Origin of the sequence: Saccharophagus sp. K07 (genome assembly GCF_014336955.1) — a bacterium.
Lineage (GTDB): Bacteria > Pseudomonadota > Gammaproteobacteria > Pseudomonadales > Cellvibrionaceae > UBA5868.
Window position 1 is genome coordinate 120,677 of sequence record NZ_QRAI01000003.1, and the last position, 17,325, is coordinate 138,001.

At 55.8% G+C, this 17,325-nt stretch carries 19 protein-coding genes; 10 read left to right on the forward strand and 9 right to left on the reverse strand.

What is annotated here, in order from left to right; genetic code table 11:
- Window positions 1-57 precede the first annotated feature (57 nt).
- Both glnL and glnG read left to right on the forward strand, forming a co-directional pair.
- Window positions 58-1,143 (forward strand): nitrogen regulation protein NR(II), encoded by a 1,086-nt coding sequence (glnL, locus tag DWB84_RS10240; RefSeq protein ID WP_187409710.1) that lies wholly within the window; start codon window positions 58-60, stop codon window positions 1,141-1,143.
- Window positions 1,130-2,554 (forward strand): nitrogen regulation protein NR(I), encoded by a 1,425-nt coding sequence (gene glnG / locus DWB84_RS10245; protein WP_187409711.1) that lies wholly within the window; start codon window positions 1,130-1,132, stop codon window positions 2,552-2,554. The genes glnL and glnG overlap by 14 nt, the downstream gene beginning before the upstream one ends.
- Before the next feature lie 10 nt (window positions 2,555-2,564).
- Here the strand turns inward: glnG and DWB84_RS10250 are convergent, their stop codons facing one another.
- The 4 genes from DWB84_RS10250 to DWB84_RS10265 form a co-directional block, all read right to left on the reverse strand.
- Entirely contained in the window at window positions 2,565-3,896 is a 1,332-nt protein-coding gene (locus tag DWB84_RS10250) for a sensor histidine kinase KdpD (RefSeq protein WP_187409712.1), read from the reverse strand.
- 180 nt (window positions 3,897-4,076) lie between these two features.
- Complete coding sequence (gene secB / locus DWB84_RS10255) at window positions 4,077-4,589, reverse strand: protein-export chaperone SecB (protein ID WP_187409713.1); 513 nt, start codon at window positions 4,587-4,589, stop codon at window positions 4,077-4,079.
- A gap of 121 nt (window positions 4,590-4,710) precedes the next feature.
- A complete protein-coding gene (gene grxC, locus DWB84_RS10260) occupies window positions 4,711-4,983 on the reverse strand; it encodes a glutaredoxin 3 (protein WP_187409714.1) in 273 nt (90 codons plus the stop codon).
- Window positions 4,984-5,029: 46 nt separating this feature from the next.
- The gene (locus DWB84_RS10265; protein ID WP_187410089.1) at window positions 5,030-5,431 is read right to left on the reverse strand and encodes a rhodanese-like domain-containing protein; all 402 of its coding nucleotides are present in this window, start codon (window positions 5,429-5,431) and stop codon (window positions 5,030-5,032) included.
- 218 nt (window positions 5,432-5,649) lie between these two features.
- Between DWB84_RS10265 and gpmI the strand changes: the two genes are divergently transcribed.
- From gpmI to DWB84_RS10285, 4 genes are all read left to right on the forward strand, one after another.
- Window positions 5,650-7,197 (forward strand): 2,3-bisphosphoglycerate-independent phosphoglycerate mutase, encoded by a 1,548-nt coding sequence (gene gpmI, locus DWB84_RS10270; RefSeq protein WP_187409715.1) that lies wholly within the window; start codon window positions 5,650-5,652, stop codon window positions 7,195-7,197.
- A gap of 107 nt (window positions 7,198-7,304) precedes the next feature.
- Complete coding sequence (locus DWB84_RS10275) at window positions 7,305-8,423, forward strand: murein hydrolase activator EnvC (protein ID WP_255428942.1); 1,119 nt, start codon at window positions 7,305-7,307, stop codon at window positions 8,421-8,423.
- Window positions 8,424-8,467: 44 nt separating this feature from the next.
- Window positions 8,468-9,796 carry a S41 family peptidase gene (locus DWB84_RS10280; RefSeq protein ID WP_255428943.1) on the forward strand — a complete coding sequence of 443 codons (1,329 nt, stop codon included), beginning with the start codon at window positions 8,468-8,470 and terminating at the stop codon, window positions 9,794-9,796.
- 312 nt (window positions 9,797-10,108) lie between these two features.
- Window positions 10,109-10,333: a DUF6316 family protein gene (locus DWB84_RS10285; protein ID WP_255428944.1), complete on the forward strand. Its 225-nt coding sequence runs from the start codon at window positions 10,109-10,111 to the stop codon at window positions 10,331-10,333.
- Between the two features lie 50 nt (window positions 10,334-10,383).
- Here DWB84_RS10285 and DWB84_RS19050 read toward each other — a convergent pair whose 3' ends face one another.
- From DWB84_RS19050 to hisB, 5 genes are all read right to left on the reverse strand, one after another.
- A complete protein-coding gene (locus DWB84_RS19050) occupies window positions 10,384-10,506 on the reverse strand; it encodes a hypothetical protein (RefSeq protein WP_255428945.1) in 123 nt (40 codons plus the stop codon).
- Window positions 10,507-10,641: 135 nt separating this feature from the next.
- Window positions 10,642-11,415, reverse strand: a complete 774-nt coding sequence (gene hisF, locus DWB84_RS10290) for an imidazole glycerol phosphate synthase subunit HisF (RefSeq protein WP_187409718.1) — start codon at window positions 11,413-11,415, stop codon at window positions 10,642-10,644.
- A gap of 10 nt (window positions 11,416-11,425) precedes the next feature.
- A complete protein-coding gene (gene hisA, locus DWB84_RS10295) occupies window positions 11,426-12,163 on the reverse strand; it encodes a 1-(5-phosphoribosyl)-5-[(5-phosphoribosylamino)methylideneamino]imidazole-4-carboxamide isomerase (protein ID WP_187409719.1) in 738 nt (245 codons plus the stop codon).
- Window positions 12,164-12,194: 31 nt separating this feature from the next.
- Window positions 12,195-12,869: an imidazole glycerol phosphate synthase subunit HisH gene (gene hisH / locus DWB84_RS10300; protein ID WP_187409720.1), complete on the reverse strand. Its 675-nt coding sequence runs from the start codon at window positions 12,867-12,869 to the stop codon at window positions 12,195-12,197.
- 17 nt (window positions 12,870-12,886) lie between these two features.
- Window positions 12,887-13,480 (reverse strand): imidazoleglycerol-phosphate dehydratase HisB, encoded by a 594-nt coding sequence (hisB, locus tag DWB84_RS10305; RefSeq protein WP_187409721.1) that lies wholly within the window; start codon window positions 13,478-13,480, stop codon window positions 12,887-12,889.
- Window positions 13,481-13,583: 103 nt separating this feature from the next.
- Between hisB and DWB84_RS10310 the strand changes: the two genes are divergently transcribed.
- From DWB84_RS10310 to DWB84_RS10325, 4 genes are read left to right on the forward strand one after another with little or no spacing between them, the layout of a single operon-like run.
- Entirely contained in the window at window positions 13,584-14,036 is a 453-nt protein-coding gene (locus DWB84_RS10310; protein WP_187409722.1) for a thioredoxin family protein, read from the forward strand.
- Window positions 14,036-15,364: a glycosyltransferase family 4 protein gene (locus tag DWB84_RS10315; RefSeq protein ID WP_187409723.1), complete on the forward strand. Its 1,329-nt coding sequence runs from the start codon at window positions 14,036-14,038 to the stop codon at window positions 15,362-15,364. The genes DWB84_RS10310 and DWB84_RS10315 overlap by 1 nt, the downstream gene beginning before the upstream one ends.
- A complete protein-coding gene (locus DWB84_RS10320; protein ID WP_187409724.1) occupies window positions 15,364-16,080 on the forward strand; it encodes a class I SAM-dependent methyltransferase in 717 nt (238 codons plus the stop codon). Before DWB84_RS10315 ends, DWB84_RS10320 begins: the two co-directional genes overlap by 1 nt.
- Complete coding sequence (locus tag DWB84_RS10325; RefSeq protein ID WP_187409725.1) at window positions 16,077-17,132, forward strand: prenyltransferase; 1,056 nt, start codon at window positions 16,077-16,079, stop codon at window positions 17,130-17,132. The genes DWB84_RS10320 and DWB84_RS10325 overlap by 4 nt, the downstream gene beginning before the upstream one ends.
- Window positions 17,133-17,325 lie beyond the last annotated feature (193 nt).

Sequence of the window (17,325 nt, forward strand, 5' to 3'; positions counted from 1 at the left end):
AGCGCAACGGTTGGTTTGGTTTTTGCTTTGCCCAGCTCACCAAATTGGAACACTGTTATGGTCCACGCCTCACACTACAAACAGATTCTGGACAATCTGCTCACAGCCACCATCGTTCTGGATGTGGATCTGCAGCTTACCTTTGTTAACAGCGCCGCTGAAATGCTGCTGCGGTTAAGTGGCGACCAGGTTTTGGGGAAGCACGTCAGTCACTGTTTTTCCGATATCGATAGCTCACCAGATGCCTTCAACGAAGCGCTGGCAGAAAATCGTCCATTCACTATGCGCCGAGCGCGCTGGCGCCTGCACAACTACAGCGAAATCACGGTGGATTATTCCGTAAGCCCTAATCCGGAGCTGGGAATGATCGTTATTGAGGCGCACCCTTTGGAACGGTTGCTGCGCATCAACCGGGAAGAAGCAATGCTGTCCACCCAAGAGACATCACGCAATCTAGTACGCAGTCTGGCTCACGAAATCAAAAATCCTTTAGGCGGCATTCGCGGTGCAGCGCAACTATTGGCGCGCGAACTCAATGCCAGCAGTCTCGACGCCTTCGAAGAGTACACGCGGATCATCATTGACGAGACCGATCGCCTGCGCAATCTGGTCGACCGCATGCTCGGCCCACATCGTCCGGCCAAGCGCAAACCCATCAATATTCACGAAGTACTGGAACACGTTTTGAAGGTTGTAAGAGCCGAGATCAACAACCGGCTCGAACTGGTCCGCGATTACGACCCGAGCATCCCCGAAGTTCCAGGTGACCGAGAACTGCTTATCCAGGCAATCCTCAATATCGCACGCAACGCCACCCAGGTCCTGCTGGAAAACGGTCGCGAACACGACGGTGTTATCACCTTCCGCACCCGCGTGCAGCGGCGCTACACCATCGGCCGCAAGCAACACACCTTGGTAGCACGCGTGTCGATTATCGACAACGGACCGGGTATTCCGCCTGAACTTATCAAAGATATCTTTTTTCCCATGATCACAGGACGCGCCGAGGGCACAGGGCTAGGGTTGGCCATAGCGCAAAACCTCATCGGTCAACACGACGGCATCATCGAGTGCGAAAGCACGCCGGGACTGACTGAGTTTTCAATCTATTTACCGCTGGAAGAACACTATGCAGAAACCTAACCTGGTCTGGATTATCGATGACGACCGCTCTATTCGCTGGGTGTTGGAAAAAGCCCTTCAACAGTCCGGCATTGAAACCGACTGTTTTGATTCCGGCGATCGCGCTCTAGCTCATCTGCCGCATAAAAAGCCGGATGCGATCATCAGCGACATTCGTATGCCCGGAATCAACGGCTTATCCCTGCTCGCAGATCTCCATCGCGAATACCCGCAAATTCCGTTCATTATCATGACGGCGCATTCGGATCTGGAAAGCGCGGTTTCGGCTTACCAGGGTGGCGCATTTGAATATCTGCCCAAACCTTTTGATGTGGATGAAGCGGTTGCCGTCACCCAGAGAGCCCTCGCCCACAGCCGCGAACAAAACCACGAAATCGTGGTGGCACCGCCGGAAATGACCACCGAGATCATCGGTGAAGCACCGGCGATGCAGGAAGTGTTTCGCGCGATCGGCCGACTGTCGCAATCCAATATCACCGTGCTGATCAACGGCGAATCGGGAACTGGTAAGGAGCTGGTGGCCCGGGCGCTGCACCGCCACAGCCCGCGCCGCGACGGTCCTTTTATCGCCCTCAACATGGCGGCTATTCCGCGCGACCTGATCGAATCCGAGCTGTTCGGACACGAGAAAGGTGCGTTCACCGGCGCTGCAGCGTTGCGCCAAGGCCGCTTCCAACAGGCCGATGGCGGTACCCTGTTTCTCGACGAGATCGGCGATATGCCGGCGGAAACCCAAACCCGCTTGCTGCGCGTTCTTGCCGATGGTGAGTTTTATAGAGTCGGCGGCCACACCCCCATCAAAGTGGATGTGCGCATCATCGCTGCGACGCACCAGAACCTCGAACATCTGGTAGAGGAAAACCGCTTCCGCGAAGACCTTTTCCACCGTCTGAACGTGATTCGCATCCATCTGCCGAAGCTGGCAGACCGGCGCGAAGACATTCCTAAACTGGCACAACACTTTTTCCACAAAGCAGCGGCCGAGCTGAACGTTGAGCCCAAGACTCTGACGCCGGAAGCGGAAACCTATCTGAAAAGCCTGGCGTGGCCGGGCAACGTGCGCCAGCTGGAGAACACCTGTCGCTGGATCACCGTGATGGCCAGCGGCCGCGAAGTGCATGTGCAGGATCTACCACCCGAACTGATGAGTCGCCGGGACGCTCAGGCGCCTTCAGGAGATTGGGAAAAGGCTCTACGCCATTGGGCCGACCAGTCTCTGGCCGCAGGCCAGCACGACATTCTGTCCAAGGCGGTTCCCACCTTCGAACGTGCGCTGATCGAAACCGCACTGAAACATACCCTCGGGCGCAAGCGCGATGCAGCCAACCTGCTCGGTTGGGGACGCAATACATTGACACGCAAGCTGAAAGAATTGGGGATGGCCGACGACGGAGACGACGGCAGCGATTGAGGGTCGAGGACTATTGCGCGGCAGGTGGTTGTAACGGCACCCAGATGACAAAGCGGGTGCCCCTGCCCAGGGTACTATCCGCTTTGATTTCACCGCCGTGCATCTGCACCAGCTTGGCTGCCAGAGCCAAAGTTAACGGCGATACAGGCAAATCACGATTGCTGTTCAATACCAACTGATAATGGGTTTCGAACAACCCTGCCAGCTGCTCCTCCGGAATTCCCGGGCTGGTATCGGCGACTGAGATCTGCACGCCGTTGATGCCATCCTTGTTTGTCCGGGACAATATCAGATCGATCCCCCCTTCCCGCGTCTGCCGGATACCGAAATAGAGCAAACTCGAGATCACCTGATGCAACCGCGCCCGATCAGCCCGCAGCTCACTGTCCTGCTTGCATTTGTAGTCGAGTTTTAAACCAAAACTGAGAGCGACCGGTTCGATCGAGGTCAGGCATTCGCGGATCAGATTGTCCATGGAGAATTCGGTGGAGCTGTACTGCAGGTCATTGGACTCAATGCTCGCCAGTTCCAGCAGTTCTTTGACCAGATACAACAACCCCTTGCCATTGCGATGCACACATTCGATGGCATCGGCGTCCTTCGGATCAGAAAAGCTCTGCCGTTTTATCAAACGCCCGGAAAAGCCAATGATGCTGTTGAGCGGCGTGCGAATCTCGTGGCTCATATTCGCCAGAAACAAGGTCTTGGCCCGATTCGCGTTAGTAGCAGCCTCTTCCGTCTTGCGCCGCAGCTCCACTTCCCGTCCCAACCTGGTGATTTGCTCTACCAGCTGAGTTTCACGCTGGCGATTCATGGATACAAACGACAGCACTGTCACCGCCACCATAGTGAGCTGCGTAATCAGGTGCAGACGCAGCTGCAAGCGTTTGCCACTTTCACTTTGGGGGAGCGACCAATCGACACCGGCAAAATCCAAACCCCACAAGACAGCAATGGATACCACGCTCACCACCAGCCAAATAACACCGTGGCTCCGCCCTCCCAGCACCCCGGCGAGCGCAATAAGTACGGGAAACCATGCTATAGCGACCGATTCCGTTTCCCCCGCGGCGAGAATGCCCGCCATCACGCAGACCCACAAAGAGGAAAACATCAAAACCAGCGCCACCTGGGTTGCGCCAGCGCGGTTGTAGTAAAACGCAAGGACAAGAGCCACCATGGCGAATGACAGGATCGTCAGACACAACATGGAACTCAGGAGGACACTTTTTACCTGGAACGCCGCCAAAACCAGGAAAAGAACGCCAATTGCGTTGCGAATGACACGAGAACGCCGTTCAGCGATCGAGCGGTTAAGATCCTCAACCAGGCTTTCTGTCATTCATTCTTTCCGGGCATTAGTGCTGCCATAAAGAATTGGCAGCGTAGCAGCTGTTGCGCAAGCGGCGCGAGGCGGTATAGCCAGCAAAATGTAAAGTATAGAAGCGAAAACTGCGGCTCTGTGAGTCGCAGTTTGGCGGAAGATAGCGGAACTGCGCCGAGCGACGCAGCGAAGCAATGATTAATTGGTAGTCGCTTTAGCGGCTTCTTTTTCAGCTTGCGCCTGTGCCTGTTGGACGGCGCGCAGGAATAGGGCATCGAAATTGATCGGCGGCAGAGCCAGCGCCGGGAAGCTGCCTTTCACCACACAGCTGTCGATCACTTCGCGAGCGTATGGGAAAAGGATCTGCGGACAAACGGAGTTGAACAGGTGCGCCATTTGCGGTGGTTCCATCTGGCGAACCATAAAAATGCCGGCCTGCTGAACTTCGACAAGGAAAATCGTTTTGTTTTCGGCGGTTGCGCTGACAGTGACTTTGAGAACAACTTCGTACAGATCTTCGTCCAGTTTGTTAACGCTGGTATTGAGATCCTGGCCGATCTTGGGCTGCCACGCCTGTTTGAAGGCTTCGAGACCAAGGGGAGATTCGAAAGACAGGTCTTTCAGGTAGATGCGTTGCAACGCGAACTGAGGAGCTTGTGGTGCGTCGCCTTGGAGGTTTGCATCACCTTGGAAGTTATTGTTGTCTGCCATGAGTTAGCCTTTTTCATTAGTGAGTAGATGCCCCAGAAGACCCGAGGCAAAAGCAGTCGGAAGGATTTGGGGGCGTCCGACTTTAAATTCAAGCGTGCCCGACAAGCACTCGGCGAGCTAATTAAGCCCGGCCGGCGTTAGCGTCTGCGTCCAGCAATCCCTGCAACTGCCCATTGCGGTGGAGCGCGTAAAGGTCATCGCAGCCTCCAACATGGGTGTCGCCAATCCAGATCTGCGGCACTGAGCGGCGCCCGCTCATCTCAACCATGCGCAACAACGCTTCTTGATCGCCGTCGACGGAAATTTCCTCATAGGCTACGCCCAGTCGATCGAACAGGTTTTTGGCGTGCACACAATACGAACACAATTTGCGTGTATAAATTTTAACTGACATAAAAAGACGACACTCTTAACGAAGTGAGGGCCTAAAACCACTCCAATTAGGCCTTCACCACAGGAAGATTCTGCTGTAACCACTCCATCATGCCGCCCTGCATGCGTACAACCTGAAAACCTTTTTCGCGCAAAATTTTGCCAGCCGCACCCGCGTGCTGACCCATTTTGTCGACGAGAATAATTTGTTTGCCTTTGTGCTTTTCCAAGTCATCAATGCGACTTGCCAAGTTAGCGTAGGGAATATTGATGGCGTCGACTATATGACCGGCTTTGAATTCTTTGGCATCGCGCAAATCGACCAGCACGGCCGCGCCGCTGTTGATCAGGCGAGTCGCCTGGTGATGGGATATAGTCGTACCGCCTTTGCGGGCTTCCAGCAGCAAAAACGCAATTACCAGCACGGTCAGAATCGACACCAACAGCCACTGCTCCGCAACAAAATCCACCCAGCTCACACACACCTCTCGATTTCTGATGACAAGGCCGCGGGCATTCTAAATTCGCCCCGCGAAAAAGCGGCCAAGTATACATGAAAGGTTTGCCATACCGCCCTGCGAAGGTTGGAAAAGCGACAATTCCGCCTGAAAGCCGCTAGAATAGGCATCTTGCGCACAGGAACCCCTGCTGCTCCCTCCCCTTCCCGCTGTTTTGTTAAAGGTTGTTTATGACGAGCCCGAAAAAACCCGTGGTACTTCTTATCCTTGACGGCTTCGGCCACTCCGACACCGTGCAATACAACGCCGTTGCTCAAGCCAATGCGCCTGTATGGCAGAAGCTTTGGCAAACCTGTCCCAAAACCATGATCGACACCTCGGGAATGGCGGTGGGCTTGCCAGAAGGTCAAATGGGCAACTCGGAAGTTGGCCATATGACCCTTGGCGCCGGGCGCGTCGTCTATCAAAACTTCACGCGCATTAACAAAGCCATCAGCGACGGGGATTTCTTCACCAATTCGGTCTACGTTAACGCCATCCAAAAAGCCGTCAAAAACGACAAAGCGGTGCACGTGCTCGGCCTACTCTCTCCTGGTGGCGTGCACAGCCACGAAGACCATCTGCTCGCCATGCTGAAACTGGCAGCGCAGCAAGGCGCGAAAAAACTGTATCTGCACGCCATGCTCGACGGCCGCGACACACCACCGCGCAGTGCGGAAGCGTCTTTGCAAAAGGCTCAGGATACGTTGGCCGAACTGGGCGTCGGCAAGATCGCTTCCATCGTAGGTCGGTTTTTCGCCCTGGATCGCGACAAGCGCTGGGATCGTCTGCAAGCGGCTTATGAACTGTTCGTCGACGGCACCGCACAATACACCGCCGCCAATGCCGTGGACGGCTTGCTGGCAGCCTACGAACGCGGTGAAGACGACGAATTCGTCAAAGCCACTGCCATTTACAGCGACGGTGAAGCGCCTGTGACCATCGAAGACGGCGACTCCATCATCTTTATGAACTTCCGCCCTGACCGCGCCCGCCAGCTGGTGCACGCGTTTGTCACGCCCGGATTTGATGGCTTCCAGCGCAAGCGCATCCCGGCTCTGGCGGATTTCGTCATGACCACCGAATACGAAGCCGGCTTGAACGCCAGCTGCGCCTATCCGCCAGAAGATCTCACCAATACTTTTGGTGAAGTGCTGGCCAAGAATCAAAAAAACCAGCTGCGCATCGCCGAAACCGAAAAATACGCCCACGTCACTTTCTTCTTCAGCGGCGGTCAGGAAGCGACATTTGAAGGTGAAGATCGCATTTTGATCCCATCGCCCAAAGTCGCTACTTACGATCTGCAGCCGGAAATGAGCGCGCCGGAAGTCACTGAAAAATTGGTGGCCGCCATCAACAGCGGACATTACGACGCCATCATCTGCAACTACGCCAATTGCGACCAAGTGGGGCACACAGGCGTGTTTGAAGCAGCGGTAAAAGCCGTGGAAGCGGTGGATGCGTGCCTCGATCAGGTCATCGCCGCAGTCGCCAAACAAGGCGGCGACGTGTTGATCACCGCCGACCACGGCAACGTCGAGCAGATGTTCGACGAGACCACCAACCAGCCACACACGCAGCACACTACTCTGCCCGTGCCTCTGGTCTACGTGGGACCGCGCCAGCTCAACCTCAAAAACGGCGGCAGCCTCGCGGATATAGCACCTACCATGCTGGCCCTTCTGGGACTGAAACAACCTGCAGAAATGACGGGTCAAAGTCTGGTTGAACTACACTGATTGAACCAGTTGGAAAAAACCGCGTCGACAGTCACGACCAGACCAGGAGGAATTGGCAAACCATGATGATCTTTTCGTCCAAGGGTCGGAGCTTGTGCAGTGCATTCTTGCTCGGAGCCCTAATTTTTACTGCGCCGGCCATGGCCATGACCGAGCAGGAACGGCAAGCACGTGTCAAAGAGCTGCGCGAAACCATCGAGGAGCTCAAACGCGAACTGAACAAGGTTAAATCCAACCGCGATCAGCTCCTCAACGAGCTCGAGTCGTCCGAGACCAAAATCGGCGAACTGAGCAAAAAGGTGCAGGAACTGCGCAAGCAGTTGGAAAATAAACAGAGTCATCTGCAAAAGTTGAAAAGCGAGAAGGAGGAGCTTTCCCTCGCAAAAAAGCAGCAACAGGGCTCAGTCGCGCGGTATCTTGATGCCGCCTACCGACTGGGCCAGCAGAGCAGCTTGAAGCTCCTGCTTAATCAACAAGATCCAACTCAACTGGCACGCAATCTGCGTTACTACCGCTACTTTGCTGGCGCGCAAGCGCAAGAGGTTGGTCGGTACGTCACCACGATTCAACGACTGGAAGAGTTGGAGCCCACCATCGCGGCTGAAGCGGAAGCTTTGGCCCGCAGCCACAGCGAATTGCGCTCCAAGCGCGATCAATTGGTCTCTACTCAGGCGCAACGCAAAAAAACGCTGGCTGACCTCGAACGCTCCATCGCCTCCACCGATGCGAAACTGAAATCGACTGAAGAAGATCGCCATCATCTGGAGTCTCTGTTGCGCGAAGTCGTGTTGATCACCCGCGACATGCAAGTGCCGACCAGCAATGAGGCGTTCGCCAAATTGAAAGGCCAATTGCCCTGGCCCGCTGGCGGCAAGGTGTTACGCAATTTTGGCTCGCCCCGGGTTGCCAATAAGATTTCCTGGCAAGGTGTGCTGATCGGCGCTCCTGAAGGCAGCCCGGTGTATGCGGTGCATCAGGGCCGGGTGGTATTTGCCGACTATTTGCGCGGTCAGGGATTACTGCTGATCATCGATCACGGTGCAGGTTTTATGACCCTTTATGCCCACAACCAATCGCTGTTTAAAAATCTTGGGGATTGGGTGAAGGCTGGCGAGCAGATAGCGTCCGTCGGCCAAAGTGGCGGACAGGATAGCGCCGGACTCTATTTTGAACTTCGCTATAAAGGCCAGCCGACCGACCCACGACCTTGGTTGCGCAAGGCGTAGGGGCTATCTATTTAATGCGTGTTAATCGCTCTCAGGAGTTTTCTATGGCATTGCGCCTCCCATCGCTGACTTTCGCAGTCCTCTTGTGCTGGAGCGGATACGGACTGGCGGAAACTCCGAAAGCAGCCGATCCGATTCCCAAAAGCGTGCTCCCCTTGGAAGATCTGCGCGTCTTCACCAAGGCCTACGAACATATTCGCAATGCCTATATCAAGGAGATCGACGATAAAACCCTGCTGGAGTACGCCATTCGCGGCATGCTCGACCAGTTGGATCCACACTCGAGCTATCTCGACGCCTCCTCCTTCGACGACCTGCAGGTTCACACCACCGGCGAGTTCGGCGGCCTCGGCATTGAAGTCGGTATGGAGGGTGGCTTTGTCAAAGTGATCAGTCCTATAGACGACACACCGGCGTCGCGCGCCGGTATTGAAGCAGGCGATCTGATCATCAAGATCGACGACACCACGCTCAAAGGGCTCAGCCTCAACGATGCGGTCAATCGCATGCGCGGCCCCAAAGGCAGCAAGATTGTGCTGACCATAGTGCGCGAAGGCCGCGACCAACCATTTGACGTCACCCTGGTGCGCGACACCATCAAAGTCCGCAGCGTGCGCACCGAAGTCATGGACGACCAATACCTCTACATCCGTATCGCACAGTTCCAGGTCAACACCGGCAAAGACGTTCTGGAAGCCATCAAAAAAGCCAAAAAGGACCACAAGCTGCAGGGCTTGATACTCGACCTGCGCAACAACCCTGGCGGGGTTTTGCAGGCGTCGGTGGAAGTGGCTGATGCGTTTCTCGATGGCGGCACAGTGGTGTACACCGAAGGCCGTATGCTGCAGTCGAACTTCAGTTACAAAGCTGAGCCGGGTGATGCTAGCGAAGGGCTGCCGATTGTTGTACTGATCAACGAAGGCTCGGCATCTGCTTCCGAAATTGTCGCCGGCGCATTGCAGGACCATCGCCGTGCCCTGGTGATGGGAACCCGCAGTTTCGGTAAAGGATCGGTGCAGACAGTCATTCCGATCACCGATGAAAAAGCCGTGAAACTGACCACCGCTCTGTACTTCACCCCCAACGGGCGGTCGATTCAGGCCCAGGGCATTGAACCGGACATTGTCATCGAACGCGCCACGCTTACCGCGCTTAAAGGCACTACTCTCACCGAAGCCCAGTTGGCAGGTCACCTGGAAAACGGCAAGGATGGCAAAGATATCAAAGCCAAAGAGCGTGAGGCCGAGCGCAGTAAGCTTTTGGAAGACCTCCAAGGCAAAGACAACCAGCTCTACGAAGCGCTCAATATGTTGAAAGGGTTGTCTTTCTTCCAAAAAAGCCCATCAACTCAAACCGCAGCCAAAACCCAGTAACTTTTCTTCGAGCGGCGTCTTTATCCGACCAATGACGCCGCTCACCTCCATTTATTCTTACTTCAGAATAAAAGCGTCGAATTGTTATACCGGAACACGCTCTTTCCCTATCAAAACGATCTGAAACGCACTGAGCCTTGTGACAAAACGCTCGCTGCCAAGTCTATTTTTCTGTGTTAATGTCGGTCGACACGCCCCAACGAGGGCGAACAAAAAGGGACTATTGAGGTTAGCGGCACGTTTGAGAGGCGGCACGCGGACCCAATCTCGCACAAGGAGCACCTTTAAATCAGCTGACGAGGAGGTCCTTCCATGGCCATGAAAAGAACTGGCGAAATGAGTGAGCCACCAGTACGCAACTCACGCTTTTTCGAACGCGATGGATATTTTTATTACGCAACCCGGGAGGGGATTGATATAGGTCCTTTCGATACCTTGCACGAGGCAGAGAGAGGCGCCAGCTCTTTTATCGACTTTGTCCTTCACGCCGAACCGCACGTTAGAGAAAGCCTTAATCGTTACAGCCGCGCGGCGTGATCTCTATGCCGGACCTTATGGTCCGGCTTCCATTCTTTTCTACTTCTCCATCAGGGGCGAAAAATCTTTAACTCTATCCCCTCGATGAATTTGTAATGTTTGTCATTGGCAGTCATCAGGGCCAGTCCGGATGACAAGGCGCTCGCTGCGATGAGCGCATCAGCCAGCTGCATCTATTCTCCGCGCGCTGTGGCAGAAAGGAGTTTTTTGGTGTGCAAACACAGGTCTTTGATTGTGGCATCCATAGGTTACACATCAAAGTTACATTTCGAATGTGTAACCTGCATCTATAAAGATGCAATGAACTCTTACAGTCGAACCTCAATCCCCCGCTCGCGCATATAGGCTTTGGCTTGGGGAACCGTGTATTCGCCGAAGTGGAATATGCTCGCCGCCAGTACGGCATCTGCGCCGCCCAGCGTTACACCGTCCACCAGATGCTGGAGATTGCCCACACCGCCTGAGGCGATAACCGGCACTGGTACAGCATCAGCAATCGCGCGGGTCACACCGAGATCGAAGCCGTTTTTAGTGCCGTCGCGGTCCATGCTGGTCAGAAGGATTTCGCCTGCGCCGCTGTTGACCATGCGCACCGCCCACTCGACCGCGTCTATACCCGTCGGCTTACGGCCACCATGAGTGAAGATCTCCCAGCGGGGAGTTTCGCCTTCAGCACTCACTTTTTTCGCGTCTATGGCGACGACGATGCACTGCGAGCCAAAGCGCGCTGCGGCTTCGGCGACAAAATCTGGATTTTTCACTGCAGCAGAATTGATGCTGACTTTATCCGCGCCTGCATTGAGCATGCGGCGGATATCTTCCAGGGTGCGGATACCACCGCCAACAGTCAGGGGGATAAAGACTTCTGCGGCTATGGCTTCCACTGTATGCACAGTGGTATCGCGCGCTTCGTGAGTTGCAGTGATATCGAGAAAGGTAATCTCGTCCGCGCCCTGTTCGTTGTACCGCTTGGAAATCTCCACCGGATCACCGGCATCGCGGATATCCACAAACTGCACGCCTTTGACCACTCGGCCGTTGTCGACGTCGAGACAGGGAATGATGCGTTTTGCCAGCGCCATAAATCTCTCCCTACTGCCCGTCACACAGCCGTTGCGCGGCAGCCAGATCCAATGTGCCTTCGTAGATCGCCCGACCAGTAATAGCACCGCAAATACCAGCGCCTTCGTTGGCGCGGGCGAGCAGGGCTTTGATGTCGTCGAGATTGGTGATGCCGCCTGAGGCGATGATCGGCAGGCTGGAGGCTTTTGCCATGGCGACTGTGGCTTCGACGTTGACGCCCTGCATCATGCCATCGCGGTCGATATCGGTGTAGACGATGGAGCTGACACCATCCTGCTCAAAGCGTTTGGCCAGTTCGGTAGCTTTGACCGATGACACTTCCGCCCAGCCGTCGGTGGCAACAAAGCCGTTTTTCGCATCCAGGCCGACGATGATGGTGCCCGGGAACTCGCGGCACATATCGGTCACGAACTGCGGTTCTTTTACTGCTTTGGTACCGATGATGACGTAGCTGACTCCCGCTTCCAGATAATGACGAATGGTTTCCGCCGAGCGGATACCGCCGCCGATCTGGATCGGCAGCTCGGGGAAAGCTTTGGCAATCGCGGTCACCACTTCACCATTGACCGGCTTTCCGGCAAAGGCGCCGTTGAGGTCGACCAGATGCAGGCGGCGCGCGCCTTGCTCCACCCATTGGCGGGCGACAGCGACAGGGTCATTGGAGAATACGGTGGAGTCTTCCATCACACCTTTGCGCAAACGTACGCACTGGCCGTCTTTGAGGTCGATGGCGGGAATAATTTGCATGAAAAAAGTTCTCTATATCCGGGCTGAGCGATCAGGGGCGACCGTTCCAGCTGACAAAATTCTTGAGTAGTTGCAAACCGTGTTCAGCGCTTTTTTCCGGATGGAATTGCACGGCGAACACATTGGCGCGGGTCAGCGCAGCGTTGAAATCGATTCCGTAATGACACACACCCGCGACCACTTGGGGATCAGTCGCCTGTACGCAGAAACTGTGCACAAAATAAAACCGGCTGTAGTCCGGAATGCCGTGCCACATGGGGTGATCGATCGTCTGGCGCACCTGGTTCCAGCCCATATGCGGAACCTTGAGGCGCTCCGCCGCTGGTGCACTCGCCTGGGCAATCTGGAATTCCGCATTGGCGGCGAAGCCCTTGACCTCACCGGGGAAATGCGCGAGGCACGGCACGCCGCCGTTTTCCTCACTGCTGTCCATCAGCGCCTGCAGGCCGACGCAAATCGCCAGCAGTGGTTTGCCGGAAGCAATGGTGTCCGCGATTGCGACATCGAAGCCGCCGCGGCGAATCTCACCCATGCAGGCGCGAATGGCACCGACGCCGGGGAACAACACTCTATCCGCCTGGCGCACGCGCCCCACGTCTGAGGTCACTTCGATATGAGCGTCAGGCGCTATGTGCTGCAGGGCGCTGGCAACGGAATGCAGGTTGCCCATTCCGTAGTCGATTACCGCGATAAAGTTACTGCTCATGCTGTTGTCGCCTGCAATCAAAGAGTTCCTTTGGTCGACGGCATGGCGTCGCCCAGTCGTTCATCGCGCTCCAACGCCATGCGCAGGGCGCGGCCGAATGCCTTAAAGACCGTTTCAATCTGGTGATGCGCGTTGTGGCCGCGCAGGCAGTCGATATGGAGGGTGACCTGGGCGTGATTGACGAAGCCTTGGAAGAATTCGTAGAACAGCTCGGTATCGAAGGTGCCGATGCGTTTCTGGGTAAACGGCACCTGCATGACCAAACCGGGACGGCCGGAAAAGTCGATCACTACGCGCGACAGAGCTTCATCCAGCGGTACATAGGCGTGGCCGTAGCGGCGAATGCCCTTCTTGCTGCCCAGCGCCTTGTTGATTGCCTGACCGATGGTGATACCTATGTCTTCCACTGTGTGGTGGTCGTCGATATGAGTATCGCCATTGCAAGTGACGTGCAGGTCGATCATGCCGTGGCGAGCGATCTGATCCATCATGTGCTCTAGAAATGGCACACCTGTGGAGAACACACCTTTGCCGGTGCCGTCCAAATCGACGGTCACGCTCACTTGCGTCTCCAGGGTATCCCGATTGATGGAAGCCTTACGTTCGGCCATACTGTCTGCCCCTTGTTGAGAGGGCGGGATTATAGCCATATTGGCTTGGATTCACGAGTCCGAACACTTCCACACTCTGGCTTTACCCTTCCTGGGCGCACTCATGGCATTTGGTACCCGAACAAAGATTTTGGCCGCACTGGCTGGCGTTGCCTTACTCGGCGTACTCGTGCTGGCGGTGTTATGGATGACCTCACCGAATCAATTGGGCCGCGCTGCCTTTGCCGCAACCGGCCTCCCCAAACGAACCCTCGCCGAAGCACAGCAGCTTTCCCGGGAAACTTCTAAACCGCTACTCATTAACTTTTCCGCCTATTGGTGCGGTTTCTGCCGCAAGCTCGACCGCATGGTGATGGTCGACGAGCGCGTGAAAGCGCGCATCAATGAAAAATACGTGTTTGTGCGCCTGGATTCCGAAGATCCGCAAACCCGCACGCTTATGCGCACTTACGGCGTCCATGTTTTCCCCACGCTGCTGGTCGCCCAGGCCGATGGCACACCTGTGCGTTTTATCTCTCTGGCGTACGAGCCGGATAATTTTCTGCAGAATTTGTAGTGCAACTCGCCCAAGATCGCTTCCCAGCACCGGACACCGGGCCGGCGACAACTGAGCAACGGCCTCTGCGTATCGCCTTGCTCGGCTATCGCAGCCACCCGCATGTCGGCGGCCAAGGCATCTATTTGAAGTACTTGAGCCGCGCCCTGGTCCGTCGCGGCCATCAGGTTGATGTGCTATCCGGGCCACCCTATCCAGAACTCGACCCGGAAGTCCGGCTGATCCGCATTCCCAGCCTGGATCTCTACGCCGCCATGCCCAACCACATACGGGCGCTGCGCTGGCACCATTTGAAGTCGTTTACCGATACCTTCGAATGGTGGTCCATGGCGACTGGCGGTTTTGCCGAGCCTTATACCTTTGGCCGACGGGTTGTGCGCTACTTGCAACAGCACCGCGGCGCATACGACATCATTCACGACAACCAGAGCCTGTGTTACGGCCTGCTTGAATTGCAAAAAGCTGGCTGGCCCGTGGTGGCTACAGTGCACCACCCGATTACCCGGGATCGCGATTTGGCCGTGGCCGACGCGCACAGCTGGGGTCATCGCCTGTTGATCCGCCGCTGGTACAGCTTTCTCGGCATGCAGCAGAAAGTGGTGCGCCGGCTCCGCCATGTGGTGACTGTATCGGAGTGCTCGCGCCGCGACATAGCCGCGGAATTCGGCCGGTCGCAGCATCTGACCCAGGTGATCCCCAATGGCGTGGATACCGAGCTGTTCCAACCGCAGCCGCAGATCGAGCGGGTGCCGTTTCGCATCATGACCACCACCTCTTCCGACCAACCGTTGAAAGGCTTTGGCGTTCTGCTGGAAGCCCTGCGCCGCGTACGCGAGCGACTGCCGGAGGCGCATTTGCTGGTGATCGGCAAGCTGCAGGAAGGCGGTCGCAATCAAAAGTTGCTGAAGGAACTGGGTCTGGAGCACTGCGTGACCTTTCGCAGCGGCATTAGTGACCAGGAACTGGTCGAAGAATACGCCCGCGCCAGCGTGGCCGTCTGCCCTTCTTTATATGAAGGCTTTGGCCTGCCTGCGGCGGAGGCTATGAGCTGCGGAGTGCCACTGGTCAGCTCCAACGGCGGTGCTTTAGCGGAAGTGGTCGGCAATGCCGGTGTGCTGGTGCCGGCTGGAGACAGCGAGGCCCTCGCCAAGGGGATCTGCCAGGTTCTGAGCAATCGGGTGCTTGCCCAGGCCATGATGCAAATGGGCCGGCAGCGCATCACTCAGGAATATTGTTGGGACCGGGTGGCCGAGCGGCTTACGGATTTTTACCACCAGATCATTCCGACGCTTCAATCAGATTCCGTCGCAGCCGGAGCCAATCTCTGATGCAAACCATTCGCCTGGACAAGCTGGCGCTGCAGCCACATCAACGCGTTTTGGATTTGGGCTGCGGCGAAGGGCGGCACGCCCTGGCGGCTTACTGGTTTAGTGCGGCGGCTGAGGTAGTCGCGCTGGACGTCAACCACAAAGACGTGCGCACGGCGCAATCGCGCAAAAACGATTTCCCGCAAGCCGATCCTGAAAAGCGTTGTCATTTTTTGGTGGGCGATGGTTTGCGCCTGCCGTTTGCCGATCACACGTTTGATGTGGTGATCTGCTCCGAAGTGCTGGAGCATATTCCGGATTACCAGGGCATGTTGGCCGAAGCACGGCGCGTGTTGGCGCCCGGCGGCATACTGGCGGTCAGTGTTCCGCGCGCCTGGCCGGAGCGCATCTGCTGGTGGTTGAGCCGCGCTTATCACCAAGTCGAAGGCGGCCATATCCGGATCTTCAACGCCAGAAAACTCTGCGCCGAAATCCAAAGCCGCGGATTCGACAAAATTTCGCACCACTGGGCGCATGCTTTACACGTGCCCTATTGGTGGTTGCGCTGTTTGTTCTGGCAGCGCGGCGCTGACTTTGCACCTGTGCGCCTTTATCACCGGCTACTGGTTTGGGATCTACTCAAACATCCGCCGCTGACCCGTTTTCTCGAATGGATGCTCAATCCCCTGATGGGCAAAAGCGTCGTGTTTTATTTCACCAAGAGGGATTTGTCGTGACTTCAGTGCCTCCCATTCTGCTGCCGGAAGAACTGCACCCGACCGCGCGCTATATTCGTTCCGCCCAACTGGCGGATGGCGCCATTCCATGGTTTCGCGGCGGCAAACTCGATCCCTGGGATCACACAGAAGCGGCCATGGCACTCAGCGTCGCCGGATTTCGCGATGAAGCGGCATTGGCTTATCAGTGGCTGGCGCAACAACAATTAGCCGACGGCAGTTGGTATGCCCATTATTTTCTCGCCGGCGCCACTCCCGATGAAAACCAGCAAACCTCGCTGCGCGAAACCAATTTTGTCGCCTACGTTGCAACCGGAGTGTGGCATCACTTTTTAATCACGCGTGATCGCAGTTTTCTCGCTGATATGTTCCCTTGCGTACGCAAGGCCATTGAATTTGTTTTGCGCCACCAAAGTCCATTTGGAGAAATTGCCTGGGCAGTCGATGAAAATGGCAACGCGCAAAATGATGCTCTGGTTACGGCGTGCAGCTCGATTTTGCGCAGTTTGGATTGCGCACAAAAAATCGCCCAAACACTCGGCGAAGAAGCATCCACTTGGCGCCAAGCTGGCGATCAATTGGAAATCGCGTTGCGCGAGCGCCCGGAGCGTTTTGATCGCACCTGGCCGAGCAAAGCGCGTTTTTCGATGGACTGGTATTACCCGATTCTGGCGGGAATTTACAGCGGTGACGATGCGCGACGACGCATCGAAAAACGCTGGCATGAATTTGTCGAACCGGGTTTAGGTTGTCGCTGCGTCAACGATGAACCTTGGGTTACAGTTGCTGAAACCAGCGAACTCATCATCGCGCTTATGGCATGCGGCGAGCATGAAAAAGCACTCGAACTTTACGACACGCTTCATCAATGGCGCGATCGCGATGGCGGATATTGGACGGGTTATGTTTTCCGCGATCGCGCAATTTGGCCGGAAGAAAAAACCACATGGACTGCAGGGGCAGTCATTTTAGCTGCCGATGCCTTGCTCGGATTATCACCAGCCCACCGAATATTTCTGACTCCTCGCGGAGCGTTTGTCACTTCAAATTAAATTTATTCCGCTGAACGAGACGCCAATTTGCTGCTAGATGCCGCCAAATGATCGCTACCCAACTTTAATCGGAGCAGGAAATTTGGTAAAAACGCACAAATTCAGAATTTGTTCACATTTCTACCTTTAGGCTGCGCGCCTGTTCCACCCAAAATCGGCTCAGAAAGCATTAATTATTAAGAACAACCAAAAA